Annotated in this window: 12 protein-coding genes; 10 read left to right on the top strand and 2 right to left on the bottom strand. The window is 66.2% G+C overall.

Going from position 1 to position 13,413, the window contains the following annotated elements:
• Positions 1–111 precede the first annotated feature (111 nt).
• From gap to fba, 4 genes are all read left to right on the top strand, one after another.
• A complete protein-coding gene (gene gap / locus C4S73_RS16230; RefSeq protein ID WP_103873548.1) occupies positions 112–1,122 on the top strand; it encodes a type I glyceraldehyde-3-phosphate dehydrogenase in 1,011 nt (336 codons plus the stop codon).
• Between the two features lie 73 nt (positions 1,123–1,195).
• Complete coding sequence (locus C4S73_RS16225; protein WP_103873547.1) at positions 1,196–1,651, top strand: hypothetical protein; 456 nt, start codon at positions 1,196–1,198, stop codon at positions 1,649–1,651.
• Positions 1,648–2,838 (top strand): phosphoglycerate kinase, encoded by a 1,191-nt coding sequence (locus C4S73_RS16220; protein ID WP_103873546.1) that lies wholly within the window; start codon positions 1,648–1,650, stop codon positions 2,836–2,838. The genes C4S73_RS16225 and C4S73_RS16220 overlap by 4 nt, the downstream gene beginning before the upstream one ends.
• A gap of 133 nt (positions 2,839–2,971) precedes the next feature.
• Positions 2,972–4,054 carry a class II fructose-bisphosphate aldolase gene (fba, locus tag C4S73_RS16215; protein WP_103873545.1) on the top strand — a complete coding sequence of 361 codons (1,083 nt, stop codon included), beginning with the start codon at positions 2,972–2,974 and terminating at the stop codon, positions 4,052–4,054.
• A 212-nt stretch (positions 4,055–4,266) separates the two neighbouring features.
• Here fba and C4S73_RS16210 read toward each other — a convergent pair whose 3' ends face one another.
• Positions 4,267–6,270 (bottom strand): PhoX family protein, encoded by a 2,004-nt coding sequence (locus tag C4S73_RS16210; RefSeq protein ID WP_103873626.1) that lies wholly within the window; start codon positions 6,268–6,270, stop codon positions 4,267–4,269.
• A gap of 260 nt (positions 6,271–6,530) precedes the next feature.
• On the opposite strand from C4S73_RS16210, the gene C4S73_RS16205 reads away from it, so the two are divergent.
• The 6 genes from C4S73_RS16205 (at position 6,531) to C4S73_RS16180 (ending at position 12,443) form a co-directional block, all read left to right on the top strand.
• Entirely contained in the window at positions 6,531–7,685 is a 1,155-nt protein-coding gene (locus C4S73_RS16205; protein WP_103873544.1) for a benzoate/H(+) symporter BenE family transporter, read from the top strand.
• Positions 7,682–8,335 carry a thiamine phosphate synthase gene (locus C4S73_RS16200; RefSeq protein WP_103873543.1) on the top strand — a complete coding sequence of 218 codons (654 nt, stop codon included), beginning with the start codon at positions 7,682–7,684 and terminating at the stop codon, positions 8,333–8,335. The genes C4S73_RS16205 and C4S73_RS16200 overlap by 4 nt, the downstream gene beginning before the upstream one ends.
• Positions 8,332–9,294 carry a tetratricopeptide repeat protein gene (locus tag C4S73_RS16195; RefSeq protein ID WP_103873542.1) on the top strand — a complete coding sequence of 321 codons (963 nt, stop codon included), beginning with the start codon at positions 8,332–8,334 and terminating at the stop codon, positions 9,292–9,294. The genes C4S73_RS16200 and C4S73_RS16195 overlap by 4 nt, the downstream gene beginning before the upstream one ends.
• A gap of 141 nt (positions 9,295–9,435) precedes the next feature.
• The gene (locus tag C4S73_RS16190; protein ID WP_103873541.1) at positions 9,436–10,224 is read left to right on the top strand and encodes an inositol monophosphatase family protein; all 789 of its coding nucleotides are present in this window, start codon (positions 9,436–9,438) and stop codon (positions 10,222–10,224) included.
• Positions 10,225–10,368: 144 nt separating this feature from the next.
• Complete coding sequence (locus C4S73_RS16185) at positions 10,369–11,379, top strand: flagellar motor protein MotA (protein ID WP_244595625.1); 1,011 nt, start codon at positions 10,369–10,371, stop codon at positions 11,377–11,379.
• A 47-nt stretch (positions 11,380–11,426) separates the two neighbouring features.
• Positions 11,427–12,443 carry a peptidoglycan -binding protein gene (locus tag C4S73_RS16180; RefSeq protein WP_103873540.1) on the top strand — a complete coding sequence of 339 codons (1,017 nt, stop codon included), beginning with the start codon at positions 11,427–11,429 and terminating at the stop codon, positions 12,441–12,443.
• Here the strand turns inward: C4S73_RS16180 and ctlX are convergent.
• Positions 12,430–13,413 (bottom strand): citrulline utilization hydrolase CtlX, encoded by a 984-nt coding sequence (gene ctlX, locus C4S73_RS16175; protein WP_103873539.1) that lies wholly within the window; start codon positions 13,411–13,413, stop codon positions 12,430–12,432. The genes C4S73_RS16180 and ctlX overlap by 14 nt on opposite strands.

Here is a 13,413-nt window from a genome sequence, read left to right as displayed (position 1 = left end):
GCTTACGCTCCTCGCAATGACGGTTTTTGCTTGCGTTCGGCCATCCTTTGGCCGAATTGCCCGCGTGAATGGCGCATCTGCGCCGAGAGCTAGGCGAAGGAGAGGATTGAGATGACGGTCAAGGTGGCGATCAACGGCTTCGGCCGCATCGGGCGCAACGTTCTGCGCGCGATCATCGAGTCGAAGCGCAAGGATATCGAGGTCGTGGCGATCAACGATCTCGGCCCGGTCGAGACCAACGCGCATCTCTTCCGCTTCGACTCCGTCCATGGCCGCTTCCCCGGCACGGTGACGGTCTCCGGGGATACGATCGATGTCGGCCGCGGGCCGATCAAGGTCACCGCCATCCGCGATCCCAAGGATCTGCCGCACAAGGCGCTGGGCGTCGACATCGCCTTCGAATGCACCGGCATCTTCACCACCCGCGACAAGGCTGCCGCTCACCTCGTGGCCGGCGCCAAGCGCGTGCTAGTCTCGGCCCCCTGCGACGGCGCCGACCTGACGGTCGTGTTCGGCGTCAATGACGGCGCGCTGACCAAGGACCATATCGTCGTCTCCAACGCGTCCTGCACGACGAACTGCCTCGCGCCTGTCGTGCGCGTGCTCCATGACGCTGTCGGCATCGACAAGGGCTTCATGACGACGATCCATGCCTATACGGGCGACCAGCCGACGCTCGATACGATGCATAAGGATCTCTACCGGGGCCGCGCCGCCGCGCTCTCGATGATCCCGACCTCGACGGGCGCTGCCAAGGCGATCGGCCTCGTCATCCCCGAGCTCAAGGGCCGTCTCGACGGTTCCTCGGTGCGCGTGCCCACCCCCAACGTCTCGATGGTGGACTTCAAGTTCATCGCCAAGCGCAAGACGACGGTCGAGAAGATCAACGACGCCATCGTCAAGGCGAGCAAGCGCGGCGCGCTCAAGGGCATCCTCGCCGTCACCGACCAGCCGAACGTCTCGATCGACTTCAACCACGATCCAGCCTCGTCGACCTTCGCGCTCGACCAGACCAAGGTCATGGACGACAAGTTCGTCAGTGTGGTCGCCTGGTACGACAATGAGTGGGGCTTCTCGAACCGCATGAGCGATACCGCGGTCGCGATGGCCAAGCTTATCTGACATCGCCTTGTAACAAAGCCGCGCCTAACCGGGCGCGGCTTTTCATGTTGACCTTGCAGGAACGGGAATCCAAATGGCCAAGATCGAGCCGACAGTCGCAAGCCCGGCAAACTCCGAGCCGACCCTCGTCGCATCGCCCACCGCCGCCGCTCCCTCCCAGGCCGCATTCACCGTCGTATCCGCAGAAGCAACGCCGGCCGGCGAACCCCGCAAGCTCGACCAGCTCTCCCGCATCGAGGAGAAGGCCGCGCGCATCGAGGAGAAGTTCGCCCGCTACGAGGCCGTGCTGACCCGCGCCGAAGCCTCGCTCGAGCGCAGCGCCCACAAGGTCGATGCCGCCGCCGGCACGATGGACTTCGCGTCGATCCGCGGCGAAATCGCATCGCTGCGCGAGCGCGTCGACGCCACGCCCCGCGCCGCGACGCTGTTCACCACGTCGATCATCACCGCTGTGCTGACCGTGATCCTGACCATCCTGGTGCTGAAATTCGGCGTGCCCGGCCTGTTTCCGGGGCTGCTGTCGCGATGAGCTTCAGGACGCTTGATGACGCCGATCTCGCGGGCAAGCGCGCGCTTGTCCGTGTCGATCTCAACGTGCCCATGGAAGACGGCAAGATCACCGACACCACGCGCATCGACCGCGTCCTGCCGACCATCCGCGAAATCTCCGGCAAGGGTGGCAAGGTCGTCCTTCTCGCGCATTTCGGCCGGCCCAAGGGTCGCGACGCCAAGGACAGCCTGAGGCCGGTCGCGATCGCCCTGGCGCATGCGCTGGGCCAGCCGGTCACTTTCGTCGACGACTGCATCGGAGAGGACGTCGCCAAGGCGGTCTCGGCGGCCAAGAACGGCGAGGTCCTGCTCCTCGAGAACACCCGCTTCCACGCGGGCGACGAAAAGAACGATCCCGATTTCGTCAAGGCGCTCGCCGCCAATGGCGACCTCTTCGTCAACGACGCCTTCTCCGCCGCCCACCGCGCCCATGCCTCGACGGAAGGCCTCGCCCACGTCCTGCCGGCCTTCGCCGGCCGCTCGATGCAGGCCGAGCTGGAAGCGCTCTCGGCCGGCCTCGACAATCCCGCCCGCCCGGTCATGGCGATCGTCGGCGGCGCAAAAGTCTCGACCAAGCTCGATCTGCTCGGCAACCTCGTGAAAAAAGTCGATGTGCTCGCCATCGGTGGCGGCATGGCCAACACCTTCCTGGCCGCGCGCGGCATCAATGTCGGCAAGTCGCTCTGCGAGCATGATCTTGTCGCGACGGCCCGCGAGATCGAGGAGAAGGCCAAGGCCGCCGGCTGCGAGATCATGCTGCCGGTCGACGCGCTCGCGGCCCGCGAATTCAAGGCTCATCCCGGCCATCGCATCGTGCCTGTCACGGGCGTGGAGGCCGACGAGATGATCCTCGACGCCGGCCCGATCAGCGTCGCCGAGGTCGTGCTCAAGCTCGACCATGTCAAGACGCTGGTCTGGAACGGACCGTTCGGCGCCTTCGAGCTGCCGCCCTTCGACACCGCCACCGTCACGGTCGCCAAGGCCGCGGCCAAGCGCGTCAAGGCAGGCCAGCTCGTGGCCGTCGCCGGCGGCGGCGACACCGTCGCGGCGATGAACCATGCCGGCGTCGCAGCCGACCTGACCTATGTCTCGACAGCGGGCGGCGCCTTCCTGGAGTGGATGGAAGGCAAGGCGCTGCCGGGCGTGGAAGCATTGCGGCAGCGCTGATCGGCATCGACCTTGCCTGCGGGCTGGCAAAGCCGGCCCGCGACCGGATTTGCGATCGGGCTTGGCTGACACGGTCGATCAGTCCAAAATCGCGGCAGCAGCACAGATTTCATTTTTTGGAGAGGACAGAAACATGGCCCGCATCACGCTTCGCCAATTGCTCGACCATGCCGCCGAGAACGATTACGGCGTCCCCGCCTTCAACATCAACAATATGGAGCAGGCGCTGGCGATCATGGCGGCGGCCGATGCCACCGACGCGCCTGTGATCATCCAGGCCTCGCGCGGCGCGCGCTCCTACGCCAACGACATCATGCTCAAGCACATGATGGACGCGGTCACCGAGATCTATCCTCACATCCCCGTCTGCGTGCATCTCGACCACGGCAACGAGCCGGCGACCTGCATGACCGCGATCCAGGCCGGCTTCACCTCGGTCATGATGGACGGCTCGCTCAAGGCCGACGGCAAGACGCCGGGCGACTGGGACTACAATGTCGGCGTGACCAGGACTGTGACGGAGATGGCCCATCTCGGCGGCATCTCGGTCGAGGGTGAACTCGGCGTGCTCGGCTCGCTCGAATCAGGCGAAGGCGAGAAGGAGGACGGCCACGGCTTCGAGGGCAAGCTCTCCCACGACCAGCTCCTGACGAACCCGGAAGAGGCTGTGAAATTCGTCGCCGAGACCAAGGTCGATGCGCTCGCCATCGCCATGGGCACCTCGCATGGCGCCTACAAGTTCACCCGCAAGCCCGATGGCGCGATCCTGGCGATGAACATCATCGAGGAGATTCACGCCAAGCTGCCGAACATGCACCTCGTCATGCACGGCTCATCGAGCGTCCCGCAGGACCTCCAGGACATCATCAACCAGTATGGCGGCAAGATGCCCCAGACCTGGGGCGTGCCGGTCGAGGAAATCCAGCGCGGCATCAAGCACGGTGTCCGCAAGATCAATATCGACACCGACAACCGCATGGCGATGACCGGCCAGATCCGGAAGATCCTCTCCGAGAACCCCGGCGAGTTCGATCCGCGCAAATACCTGAAGCCCGCCATGGAAGCGATGACCAAGCTCTGCACCCTGCGCCTCAAGGAATTCAACACCGCGGGCCAGGCCAGCAAGATCAAGCGCATTGCGACGACAGCCGAAATGGCGAAGCGCTACGCCAAGGGCGAGCTCGATCCGACCTTCGGCACGCAGAAGGCGGCTTGAGGCCGACCAAAAGCGCACTCCGTCATGGTCGGGCTTGTCCCGGCCATCCGCATCTTTGCCGAGCGCAGTGTTGAAGACGTGGATACTCGCCACAAGGGCGAGCATGACGGCGAGAGCGGTACAGACCGAAGATGAAAACGCCCGGCTTTTGGCCGGGCATTTTCTTTTTTGGAAGTTGGCCGGATCATATCCGGCCGCGACGGCTGAGCGCCTCAAACGCCGATCTTGCCGCCGCCCTTCTTGGTGATCGCCACCACAGACGGCCGCACCGGCATGTCCGGCTTGAAATCGGGCCAGCGTGTCGAAAGGTCCTCGTAATAGGAGCGGCGGCCGAATGCCGGCCAGTCAGGGCCGTCATCGCCGGGATGCTGGACGGCCACGAAAGCCGTGGTGTCGTCGGGCGCAAAACAGGGGCCGCAGAGTTCCGCGCCATGTGGCACGCGGTAGAACAGCTTCGAGGTCTGCCGCGCCTCGCCTTGCGTGTCGACCGCCCAGAGCCCATCGGTACGTCCGGTCTCCTGGATGTTGTTGCCGTCGGTCGAGACCCAGAGTCGGCCGCCGGAATCGATCGCGCAATTGTCGGGCATGCCGAACCAGCCATTCTTGCTGGTCTCGGTCGAGAAGGTCGCGCCGACAGCTGCAACGGAGGGATCCCCGCATTTCAGCAGGATTTCCCATTTGCCCTTGGTCGCGGTGAAATCGCCGCCATCCTCGACGATCTCGATGATATGGCCAAAGGCGTTCTTGGCGCGCGGATTGGCGGCATCAAGCTGCGCATCCGTGCGGCTCGTATTGTTGGTGAGCATGACATAGACGCGGCCGGTGACGCCGTTGGGCTGCACATCCTCGGGCCGGTCCATCTTCGTCGCGCCCAGCAGGTCACCGGCGCGGCGGGTCTCGATCAGCACGTCGGCCTGGCCAGCGAAACCATTGGCCGCCGTGAGCGGCCCCTGGCCGAACACCAGCGGCAACCATTCGACCGAACCATCGGCGCTGAATTTCGCGACGTGGAGCGTGCCGGAATCCATCAGATCCATATTGGCCGCGCGGTTGTTCGGATCGAACCGGCCAGCCGTCACGAATTTGTAGACATAGTCGAAGCGCTCATCGTCGCCGAGATAGAACACGACACGCCCGTCCTTGGCGACGATGCTCTCGGCGCCCTCATGCTTGAAACGGCCGAGCGCGGTGCGCTTCTTCGGGATCGAATTGGGGTCCTGCGGGTCGACCTCGACGATCCAGCCGAAACGATTCGCCTCATTCGGCTCCTTGCCGATGTCGAAGCGCTCCTCGAAACGCCCCCAGGCATAGGGCGGCGACGGCAACGCCAGACGCTTGTAGTTGGCGGCTTCCTTGTGCCCCTCCGGCAGCGTGCCGGAGAAATAGCCATGGAAATTCTCCTCGCCGGTGACAAAGGTACCCCAGGGCGTCAGGCCGCCGGCGCAGTTGTTGATCGTGCCGAACACTTTCCTGCCGCTCGGATCGGCATTGGTCTTGACGCGGTCGGCGCCCGCGACAGGGCCCGACAGCTGCATCTCGGTCGCGACAGTGATGCGGCGGTTGTATTTCGAATCCTTGACCAGCGCCCATTTGCCATTGGTCTTGCGGATTTCGGCGACGGTCGCGCCATGCGCCATCATCTCGATCGCAGCGCGCTCCTTGGTGGCGCTCTTCATCACCGACTTGCCGTCCTTGATCTCGACGACGCCGGGGAACATCAGGTGCGGGTTGGTGTATTCATGGTTGACGAAGAGCAGGCCATGAGCCGAAGGGTCGGCAGCACCCGGCAGCGGCGTATAGCCGACATAATCATTGTTGTAGCCGAACTGCCTGGCCTGAGCTTCCGGCGTCTGCCTGGCAGGATCGAACTCCGGCGCGTCGGGAAACAGCGGATCGCCCCAGCGCAGCAGCACATCGGCGTCATAGCCCTCGGCAACATGATGATTGGCGTCGACGCCGACCGCGACTTCCTTGAACGAGAAGGCCGAGCCCTTGCCGGTGGCCTGCGCCTCGTCCGCCGTCGCCAGCGCGACCGTGCCGACCGTCGCCGAAATCGCCGAGACGGCGAGCGCGCCCTTGAGCAGGCCACGGCGCGAAAAGCGCTGCCCGATCAATTCGCCCATCGTCGGATTCTCGGTCGGGTTCTGCGGCGCAGCGTCCTCATGCTCCAGCATGCTGGCGCCGAAGGTCGATTCGTAGGAGGTGTCTTCGTTCATGCTCATGCTCCCGGCGCTTGCATCAGATTCGAATTGGACGAAATCGAAAGCTAGGCCGTGGCGTTGACGGAGCCGTGACAGGCAAGCGCGATGTGACAGGCAACGCGGGGTGACCGGCAAGCGCGACATGCCGATGCCTCCCGCGCGGGCCTTCCGGGGCAGTACGATTTCTGATTGAAGGGTGCACCATCCGGCCGTCCCCAGTCGGCTAGCCATCCCGTCGCAAGCGCCCGCCGCAAGATCCCGCCTCAAGAGCCGTCATGTCGATTGTCTTCTCAGCGCTGGTCGCGGTCTTCGTCGGCTTCGCCGCCTCCGTTGCCGTCATCTTGTCCGCGGCGCAGGCGTTGGGTGCGACGCCGGCCCAAACCGTGTCATGGGTCGCCGCACTCGCCATTGGCACCGCCCTGCCGAGCATCTGGCTGTCCTGGCGCTACCGCATGCCGATGATCTGTGCCTGGTCGACGCCGGGCGCGGCGCTGATTGCCGCAGCGAGCGGCTTCGACATGGCCTCGGCGGTCGGCGCCTTCCTCCTCGCCGCCGTGCTGATGATGCTGACGGCTGCCTTCCGGCCGCTCGGCGCGCTGATCGAGCGCATCCCGATGCCGATCGCGTCCGCCATGCTGGCGGGCGTGATCTTCCGCTTCGTCGCCGCCGTCTTCGACGAGATGCGGGCCTCGCCGCTGATGGTGCTGCCCTTGCTGGCGGTCTTCCTCGTCGCGCGGCTCTTCAACCCCTTCCTCGGCGTCATCGCGGCGCTGATAACGGGGATCGCCATCAGCTTCCTTGGCGGGCTCGCCCACTGGCCGGCCGGAGAGGTCGTGCTGACCGGCCTCGAATTCGTCACGCCGCGCTTCGGTATTGCCGCCATGCTCGGCATCGGCGTCCCGCTCTATCTCGTCACCATGGCCGCCCAGAACCTGCCGGGCTTTGCCGTGCTCCGGGCCGCCGGCTACAGCCCGCCGACGGCACCAGCCCTCTTCGCTACCGGGTTCGCCTCGCTGGTAACCGCTCCCTTCGGCGCGCATATGTCCAACATGGCGGCGATCAGCGCCTCGATCTGCACCGGCGGCGACACCCATCCCGACCCGGCGCAGCGCTGGAAAGCGGGCGTGATCTACGGCTTCTCCTACCTCGTCATTGCCGGCTGCACCGGGCTGCTGATCGCGCTGCTGCTGGCGTTGCCCAAGGCGCTGATCGTCGCGGTCGCCGGCCTGGGCCTCGTCGGTTCGCTGACGGGCGCGCTCGGCCAGGCCATGTCGTCGGACAGGGAACGCTTCGCCGCGGTCATCGCCTTTGCGGTTGCTGCATCCAGTCTCTCGCTTTTTGGAGTAGGTTCCGCCTTCTGGAGCCTGGTCGCCGGTCTCAGCGTCTTGACATTGGACGCGCTGGCGGGCCGTTTGCGCGCAAGATCATGACGACACATCCCACACCCACCCGCCTGATGCTCGTAACCCCGCCGGTCTCGGATGCCGAGGCGATGGCGTTTCGCCTGATGCAGGCCATGGCCGGCGGCGATATCGCCGCGATCGTGCTGCGCCTTGCCGATGGCGACGAGCGCAGCCGCATCGAGCGAGTCAAGCGCCTCGCGGGCCCAGTCCAGTCGGGCAATGTCGCTCTCGTGGTCGAAGCGTCCGCTTTGGTCGCGACGCGCGGTGGCGCCGACGGCGTGCACCTGACCAGCGGTCCCGAAGGCATCGCCGAGGCCCGCTCCAGCCTGAAGAACGAACGCATCATCGGCGCAGGCGGCCTGCGCGCCCGCCATGACGCGATGGATATGGGCGAGGCCGGCGTCGACTACGTCATGTTCGGCGAGCCGCGCCCCGACGGTTCGATCCCGCCCTTGCCGGCCGTGATCGAGCGTGCCGGCTGGTGGGCCGAGATCTTCGAGACGCCTTGCGTCGCCTATGCGCCCGATGCCGATTCCATCGGCCCGCTCGTCGAGACTGGCGCCGAATTCATCGCGCTCGGGGCCTGGGCCTTCGACGAGGAGCAGGATCTGCGCGGCCTCGTCGCCCAGGCCAATGCCGCGATCGCTGCCCGCGCCGCCCGGAAATCGGCGCGATGAGGTTGGTCCGCCGCGGCCTCGTGCTCGCCGGCCTGCTCTTCGCCGCGCCGGTTCTGGCCGCGCCGGTTCTGGCTGCGCCTGCTCTGGCCGAGCCTGCCCCCGACTACGCCTATGGCGCCTATCAGGCGGGGCATTATCGCCGCGCCCTGAGCGAAGCGTTGAAACGTGTCGAGGCCGACAGCAACGATGCGGCCGCCATGACCCTGCTCGGCGAGATCTACCGGCTGGGCCTCGGCGTGCCCGAAAACCAGAGGATCGCCACCGAATGGTATGAGCGAGCCGAGGCGCGCGGCGACATCAACGCCGCCTTCGCGCTGGCGACCGTCCTGCTCGACGAGCGCAGCGGCAAGCGCGATCCCGCACGCGCCGGCGCCCTGCTGGAGAAGGCGGCCGCAGCCGGGCACCCGGCAGCCAACTACAACCTCGCGCTGGCCCTGCTGGCGACGGGACAGCCCGACGACGACAAGCGGGCCGTCGCCAGCCTCGAGATCGCCGCCAGCGCCAATCTCGGCGACGCCATGCATGCGCTCGGCATTCTCGCCAAGCAGGGGCGCGGCATGCCGCAGAGCGACGCGAAGGCCGCCGAATGGATGGCCAGGGCCAGCCGCATCGGCAGCGTGCCGGCCGAAGTCGAATACGCGATCATGCTGTTCAACGGCACCGGCACAGCCAAGGACGAGACCGCGGCGGCCAAGCTCTTCCTGCGCGCCGCCGGCAAGGGCAATCCGATCGCACAGAACCGTATCGCGCGCCTCTACCAGTCCGGGCGCGGCATCCCGCCCGACTCGATCGAGGCGGCGGCCTGGCATCTCGCGGCCCGCTCGCAGGGCCTCGACGATCCCTCGCTCGACCAGCTTTTCGACCGGCTCAACCCCGAGCAGCAACGCCGCGCGGCGCTGCTCGCGGCAAACCGGATCGAAGGCGCCGCCTTGACTACGCCGAGCCAGCCGAGCAAGTGACGACAGAACTCTTTGGCTGATATCCTCAGCCCTCATCCTGAGGAGCCGCGAAGCAGCGTCTCGACTTGCTCCTCGGGATGAGGGCTTCGAGAGGACAAGCCGGCCCTTTCAAGCATCGCGCCCGACGCGCATGAGGTTAAGATGATCCGCTCCCCCCTGATGACCGTGATGACCGACGCCGTGATGAAGGCGTCCCGCTCACTCAAGCGCGATTTCGGCGAGGTCGAAAACCTGCAGGTTCTTGCCAAGGGCCCCGGCGATTTCGTCTCCAAGGCCGATCACAAGGCCGAGGAGATCATCCGCGCCGCGCTGGAGAAGGCTCGCCCGGGCTATGGCTTCGTCATGGAAGAGAGCGGCGTCGTCCCCGGCACCGACGAGAGCAACCGCTGGCATATCGACCCGCTCGACGGCACCCACAACTTCCTGCGCGGCATCCCGCACTGGAACATCTCGGTGGCGCTGGAGCGCGACAACCAGTTCATCGCCGGCGTGATCTACGACGCCGCCAAGGACGAGCTGTTCATGGCCGAGAAGGGCAAGGGCGCCTATGTCAACAACCGCCGCATGCGCGTCTCCGGCCGCAACGAGCCTGCCGACATGCTGATCGGCATGGGCGTGCCCCATATCGGCAAGGGCGGCCACCCGCTCTTCCTGCACGAACTCGGCGCGGTCATGCCGCGTTTCGCCAATGTCCGCCGCATGGGTGCAGCCGCGCTCGACATCGCCTATGTCGCGGCGGGCCGCATGGACGCCTATTGGGAGCGCGGCCTCAACACCTGGGATTTCGCGGCCGGCGCCGTGATGATCCGCGAGGCCGGCGGCACCTTCGGCACGCTTGACGGCAAGCAGCCGACTGCTGCGCGTGACATCATCTGCGGCAACGAAGTGGGCGAGCAGGCGCTGCGCGCCGCCCTGAAGTCAGTCGGCTGACATATATCTCTGATCTTTCACGCTTGATCCTGACGGCATGGGAGGCGACAGTCTCCCTTGCGACGGCAAATTAGGGCATGATGTCGATCGAAAACCGGTTTCCGCTTTTCGGCATCGTGCTCTGGGGCGAATGGAAGACGAAGCATGGCGAATGAGGCTCTGGCGACCGAACCGGTAACGGTCGCGCCCACGCGGGAGGAAACCCGCTTCTCGCGTCCGCTGCGCTATCTCGTCCGGGCGCTGCTCTTCCTCGCTTTGATCGGCTTCCTCGGATTCATCCTGCAGGGCGGGCTGGCCACCGCCTTCATGACCAATCCGGGCCTGAACGGCCTGATTCTCGGCTCGCTCTTCGTCGGCGTGCTGATCGCGCTGCGCGAATTCTGGCGCCTCCACAGCGAAGCCCGCGCCGCGACGCGGCTGGCGGCCGCCCCGGCGCAGGCGGAGATCGAGCGCGGCCAGATCATCGCGCCGCTGGGCCCCATCCTTCCGGAGCTCGACCGCGGAACCCTCGCCCCGGCACAGGCCGTCACGGTGCTCGAATCGGTCGCGGTGCGGCTCGATGACGGGCGCGAGGTGTTGCACTATCTCGCCGGCCTGCTCGTCTTCCTCGGCCTGCTCGGCACGTTCTGGGGCCTGCTCGACACGGTCGGCTCCATCGGCAACGTCATCAAGAGCCTGCGCACGGGCGCAGAGGCCGGCGTCCTCTTCGACGAGCTCAAGGCCGGCCTCGCCGCCCCGCTCGCCGGCATGGGCCTGTCGTTCTCGTCCTCGCTCTTCGGCATCGCCGGCTCGCTGATCCTGGGCTTCCTCGATCTGCAGGTCGGGCAGGCGCAGCGGCGGTTCCGCAACGAGCTCGAAAGCTGGCTGGGGTCACGCACCGCGACGCCGGTCACCGCCTTCCAGCCGCTGGCGCATGGCGACCCGCTCAACGACCGCTTCGACAAGCTCAGCGCCGCCATGGCCGAAGGCGGCGCCAATAATCGCGCGGCGACGCAGGCGCTCGCCAATCTGGCCGAAGGCATTCAGGGCCTCGTCCAGCACATGCGCTCGGAGCAGCAGCTCATCCGCGACTGGGTCGAGGCACAGGCCTCCCGCGAAAAGGACATGAAGCGCCTGATCGAGCGTCTTGCTGCCGACAACGTCAGGGAGCCATGATCCAGCCCGCGACCCAGCCGCCCCGATCCGCAGGAGCCTGAACCGCCATGGCCCTCTCCCGCGCCCATCGCCGCGAGGAAACGAATTTCTGGCCCGGCTTCGTCGACGCGCTGTCGACGATGCTGATCGGCATCGTCTTCCTGCTTTCGGTCTTCGTGCTCGGCCAGTTCTTCCTCTCGCAGGAGCTGACCGGCAAGGATTCGGCGCTTGAGCGGCTCAACCGCCAGATTTCGGAACTGACCGACCTGCTGGCGCTTGAGCGCTCATCGAACCGGCAGGCGCAGGAAAGCCTGACCCTGCTGCAATCGTCGCTGACGCGTGAGCAGGGCGAGCGCGGCCGCATTCAAGGCATGCTCGATTCGCAGGCCAGCAACGGCCCGGCCCAACTCGCCGAGACCCAGAAGGCGCTCGACACCGAAAAGCAGCTCTCGGCGCGCGCGCAGGCGGCGGTCGATTTCGTCAACCAGCAGATCATCGCGATGCGCCGCCAGCTGGCTGCGCTTGAGGAGGCTCTCAACGCCTCCGAGGCCAAGGACAAGGAATCGCAGACCCGTATTTCCGAACTCGGCTCGCGGCTCAACGTGGCCCTGGCCCAGCGCGTGCAGGAACTGGCGCGCTATCGCTCCGACTTCTTCGGCCGCCTGCGTCAGGTGCTCGGCACGCGCCCCGACATCCGCGTCGTCGGAGACCGCTTCGTCTTCCAGTCCGAGGTCTTCTTCGATGTCGGACAGGCCGTGCTGAAGCCGGAAGGTCGCGCGGAGCTCGACAAGCTGGCCACCGTCCTCGTCGATCTCGGCCGCGAGATGCCGCCCGACATTCCCTGGATCCTGCGCGTCGACGGCCATACCGACAACCGCCCGATCCGCTCGCCGCAATTCCCCTCGAACTGGAGCCTCTCGGCTGCCCGCGCCATCGCGGTGGTCGAATACCTGATCACGCGCGGCCTGCCTGCCGATCGCATCGCGGCAACCGGCTTCGGCGAGTTCCAGCCGCTCGACGTCGCCAATAATGACGACGCCTACAGGCGCAACCGCCGGATCGAGTTCAAGATCACGGAGCGCTGAGAAGCGCCGCCTCCGCGGGGTTCGCGCCGGATGCCTTGAGCGCTCCACGCGCCGCAAGGTGGATGCCGGCGAGCATGCAGCGAACCGAGCCGCCGGCGAGCTCGATGGTTGCCACATTCAGCGGCAGCAGCGTCACGGAGCGCTCCAGCGCCGCAACCTGATCGGGCCGCAACGCCCCAAGCGCCCGCGACGACAACGCCACGACGCGCCCGTCCCTGCCCTGCAGTTCGATCGCATTGCCGGCGAAGTCGCCGATCTGTTCATGGCTGAGATCGATGATGGTTCGCCCCGTCTCGGCAAGACGCTCCGCGATCTCGGCCCGGCGCGCGGCGTCGCGAATGGTCGCAAGGCCGATCAGGCAGAAATCCGTGCCGATGCACATCAGCACATTGGTGTGGTAGATCGGCCGGCTCTCGGCATCGACCGCATCGAACACCACCGGCTCGAAGTTGAAATGCGTGCAGAACCGCTCCAGCGCGACCTCATTGGTACGGTTCGAGCGCGCCGCATAGGCCACGCGCTCGATATGGTCGAGCACCATCGCGCCAGTGCCTTCGAGATACACGCCGTCCTGTTCGAGCCCGGAATAGTCGATCACGTCCTGCACGCGATAGCGATGCTTCAGCATCTCGATCACGTCCTGCCTGCGCTCCTTGCGCCGGCTCGGCGAGAACATCGGATAGAGCGCGACATGCCCGCCCGAATGGGTCGAGAACCAATTGTTCGGGAAGACCGAATCGGGTGTCGCCCTGCTCTCGTCCTCGAAGAGATGGACGGTGACACCGGCCGCCTCCAGCCGCTTGGCCGCCTGCGTGACCTCGCCATGGGCGGCAGTGGCGATGGCAGCCGCCGTGCGCAGCGCATCATTGGCCTGGAAGGCATTGTCCTCCGCAGTCGCCGGATTGGGGCTGAAATGCTGCGGGCGGATCATCACGACGCTTCGCGGCGCCTGAACGGAGAGCTTCTGCAT

The sequence above is a fragment of the Allobosea lathyri genome, assembly GCF_900108245.1.
GTDB lineage: Bacteria > Pseudomonadota > Alphaproteobacteria > Rhizobiales > Beijerinckiaceae > Allobosea > Allobosea lathyri.
Note: the sequence above shows the minus strand (reverse complement) of the source record. Positions and strands in the feature narration are given on the sequence as shown.

Bases quoted from the DNA above. Each gene is read 5' to 3' on its own strand.
- C4S73_RS16225 (WP_103873547.1), top strand. From the start codon at position 1,196: ATGGCCAAGATCGAGCCGACAGTCGCAAGCCCGGCAAACTCCGAGCCG.
- fba (WP_103873545.1), top strand. From the start codon at position 2,972: ATGGCCCGCATCACGCTTCGCCAATTGCTCGACCATGCCGCCGAGAAC.
- C4S73_RS16185 (WP_244595625.1), top strand. From the start codon at position 10,369: ATGGCGAATGAGGCTCTGGCGACCGAACCGGTAACGGTCGCGCCCACG.
- C4S73_RS16180 (WP_103873540.1), top strand. From the start codon at position 11,427: ATGGCCCTCTCCCGCGCCCATCGCCGCGAGGAAACGAATTTCTGGCCC.
- C4S73_RS16220 (WP_103873546.1), top strand. From the start codon at position 1,648: ATGAGCTTCAGGACGCTTGATGACGCCGATCTCGCGGGCAAGCGCGCG.
- C4S73_RS16205 (WP_103873544.1), top strand. From the start codon at position 6,531: ATGTCGATTGTCTTCTCAGCGCTGGTCGCGGTCTTCGTCGGCTTCGCC.
- C4S73_RS16195 (WP_103873542.1), top strand. From the start codon at position 8,332: ATGAGGTTGGTCCGCCGCGGCCTCGTGCTCGCCGGCCTGCTCTTCGCC.
- gap (WP_103873548.1), top strand. From the start codon at position 112: ATGACGGTCAAGGTGGCGATCAACGGCTTCGGCCGCATCGGGCGCAAC.
- C4S73_RS16200 (WP_103873543.1), top strand. From the start codon at position 7,682: ATGACGACACATCCCACACCCACCCGCCTGATGCTCGTAACCCCGCCG.
- ctlX (WP_103873539.1), bottom strand. From the start codon at position 13,413: ATGCAGAAGCTCTCCGTTCAGGCGCCGCGAAGCGTCGTGATGATCCGC.
- C4S73_RS16190 (WP_103873541.1), top strand. From the start codon at position 9,436: ATGATCCGCTCCCCCCTGATGACCGTGATGACCGACGCCGTGATGAAG.
- C4S73_RS16210 (WP_103873626.1), bottom strand. From the start codon at position 6,270: ATGAACGAAGACACCTCCTACGAATCGACCTTCGGCGCCAGCATGCTG.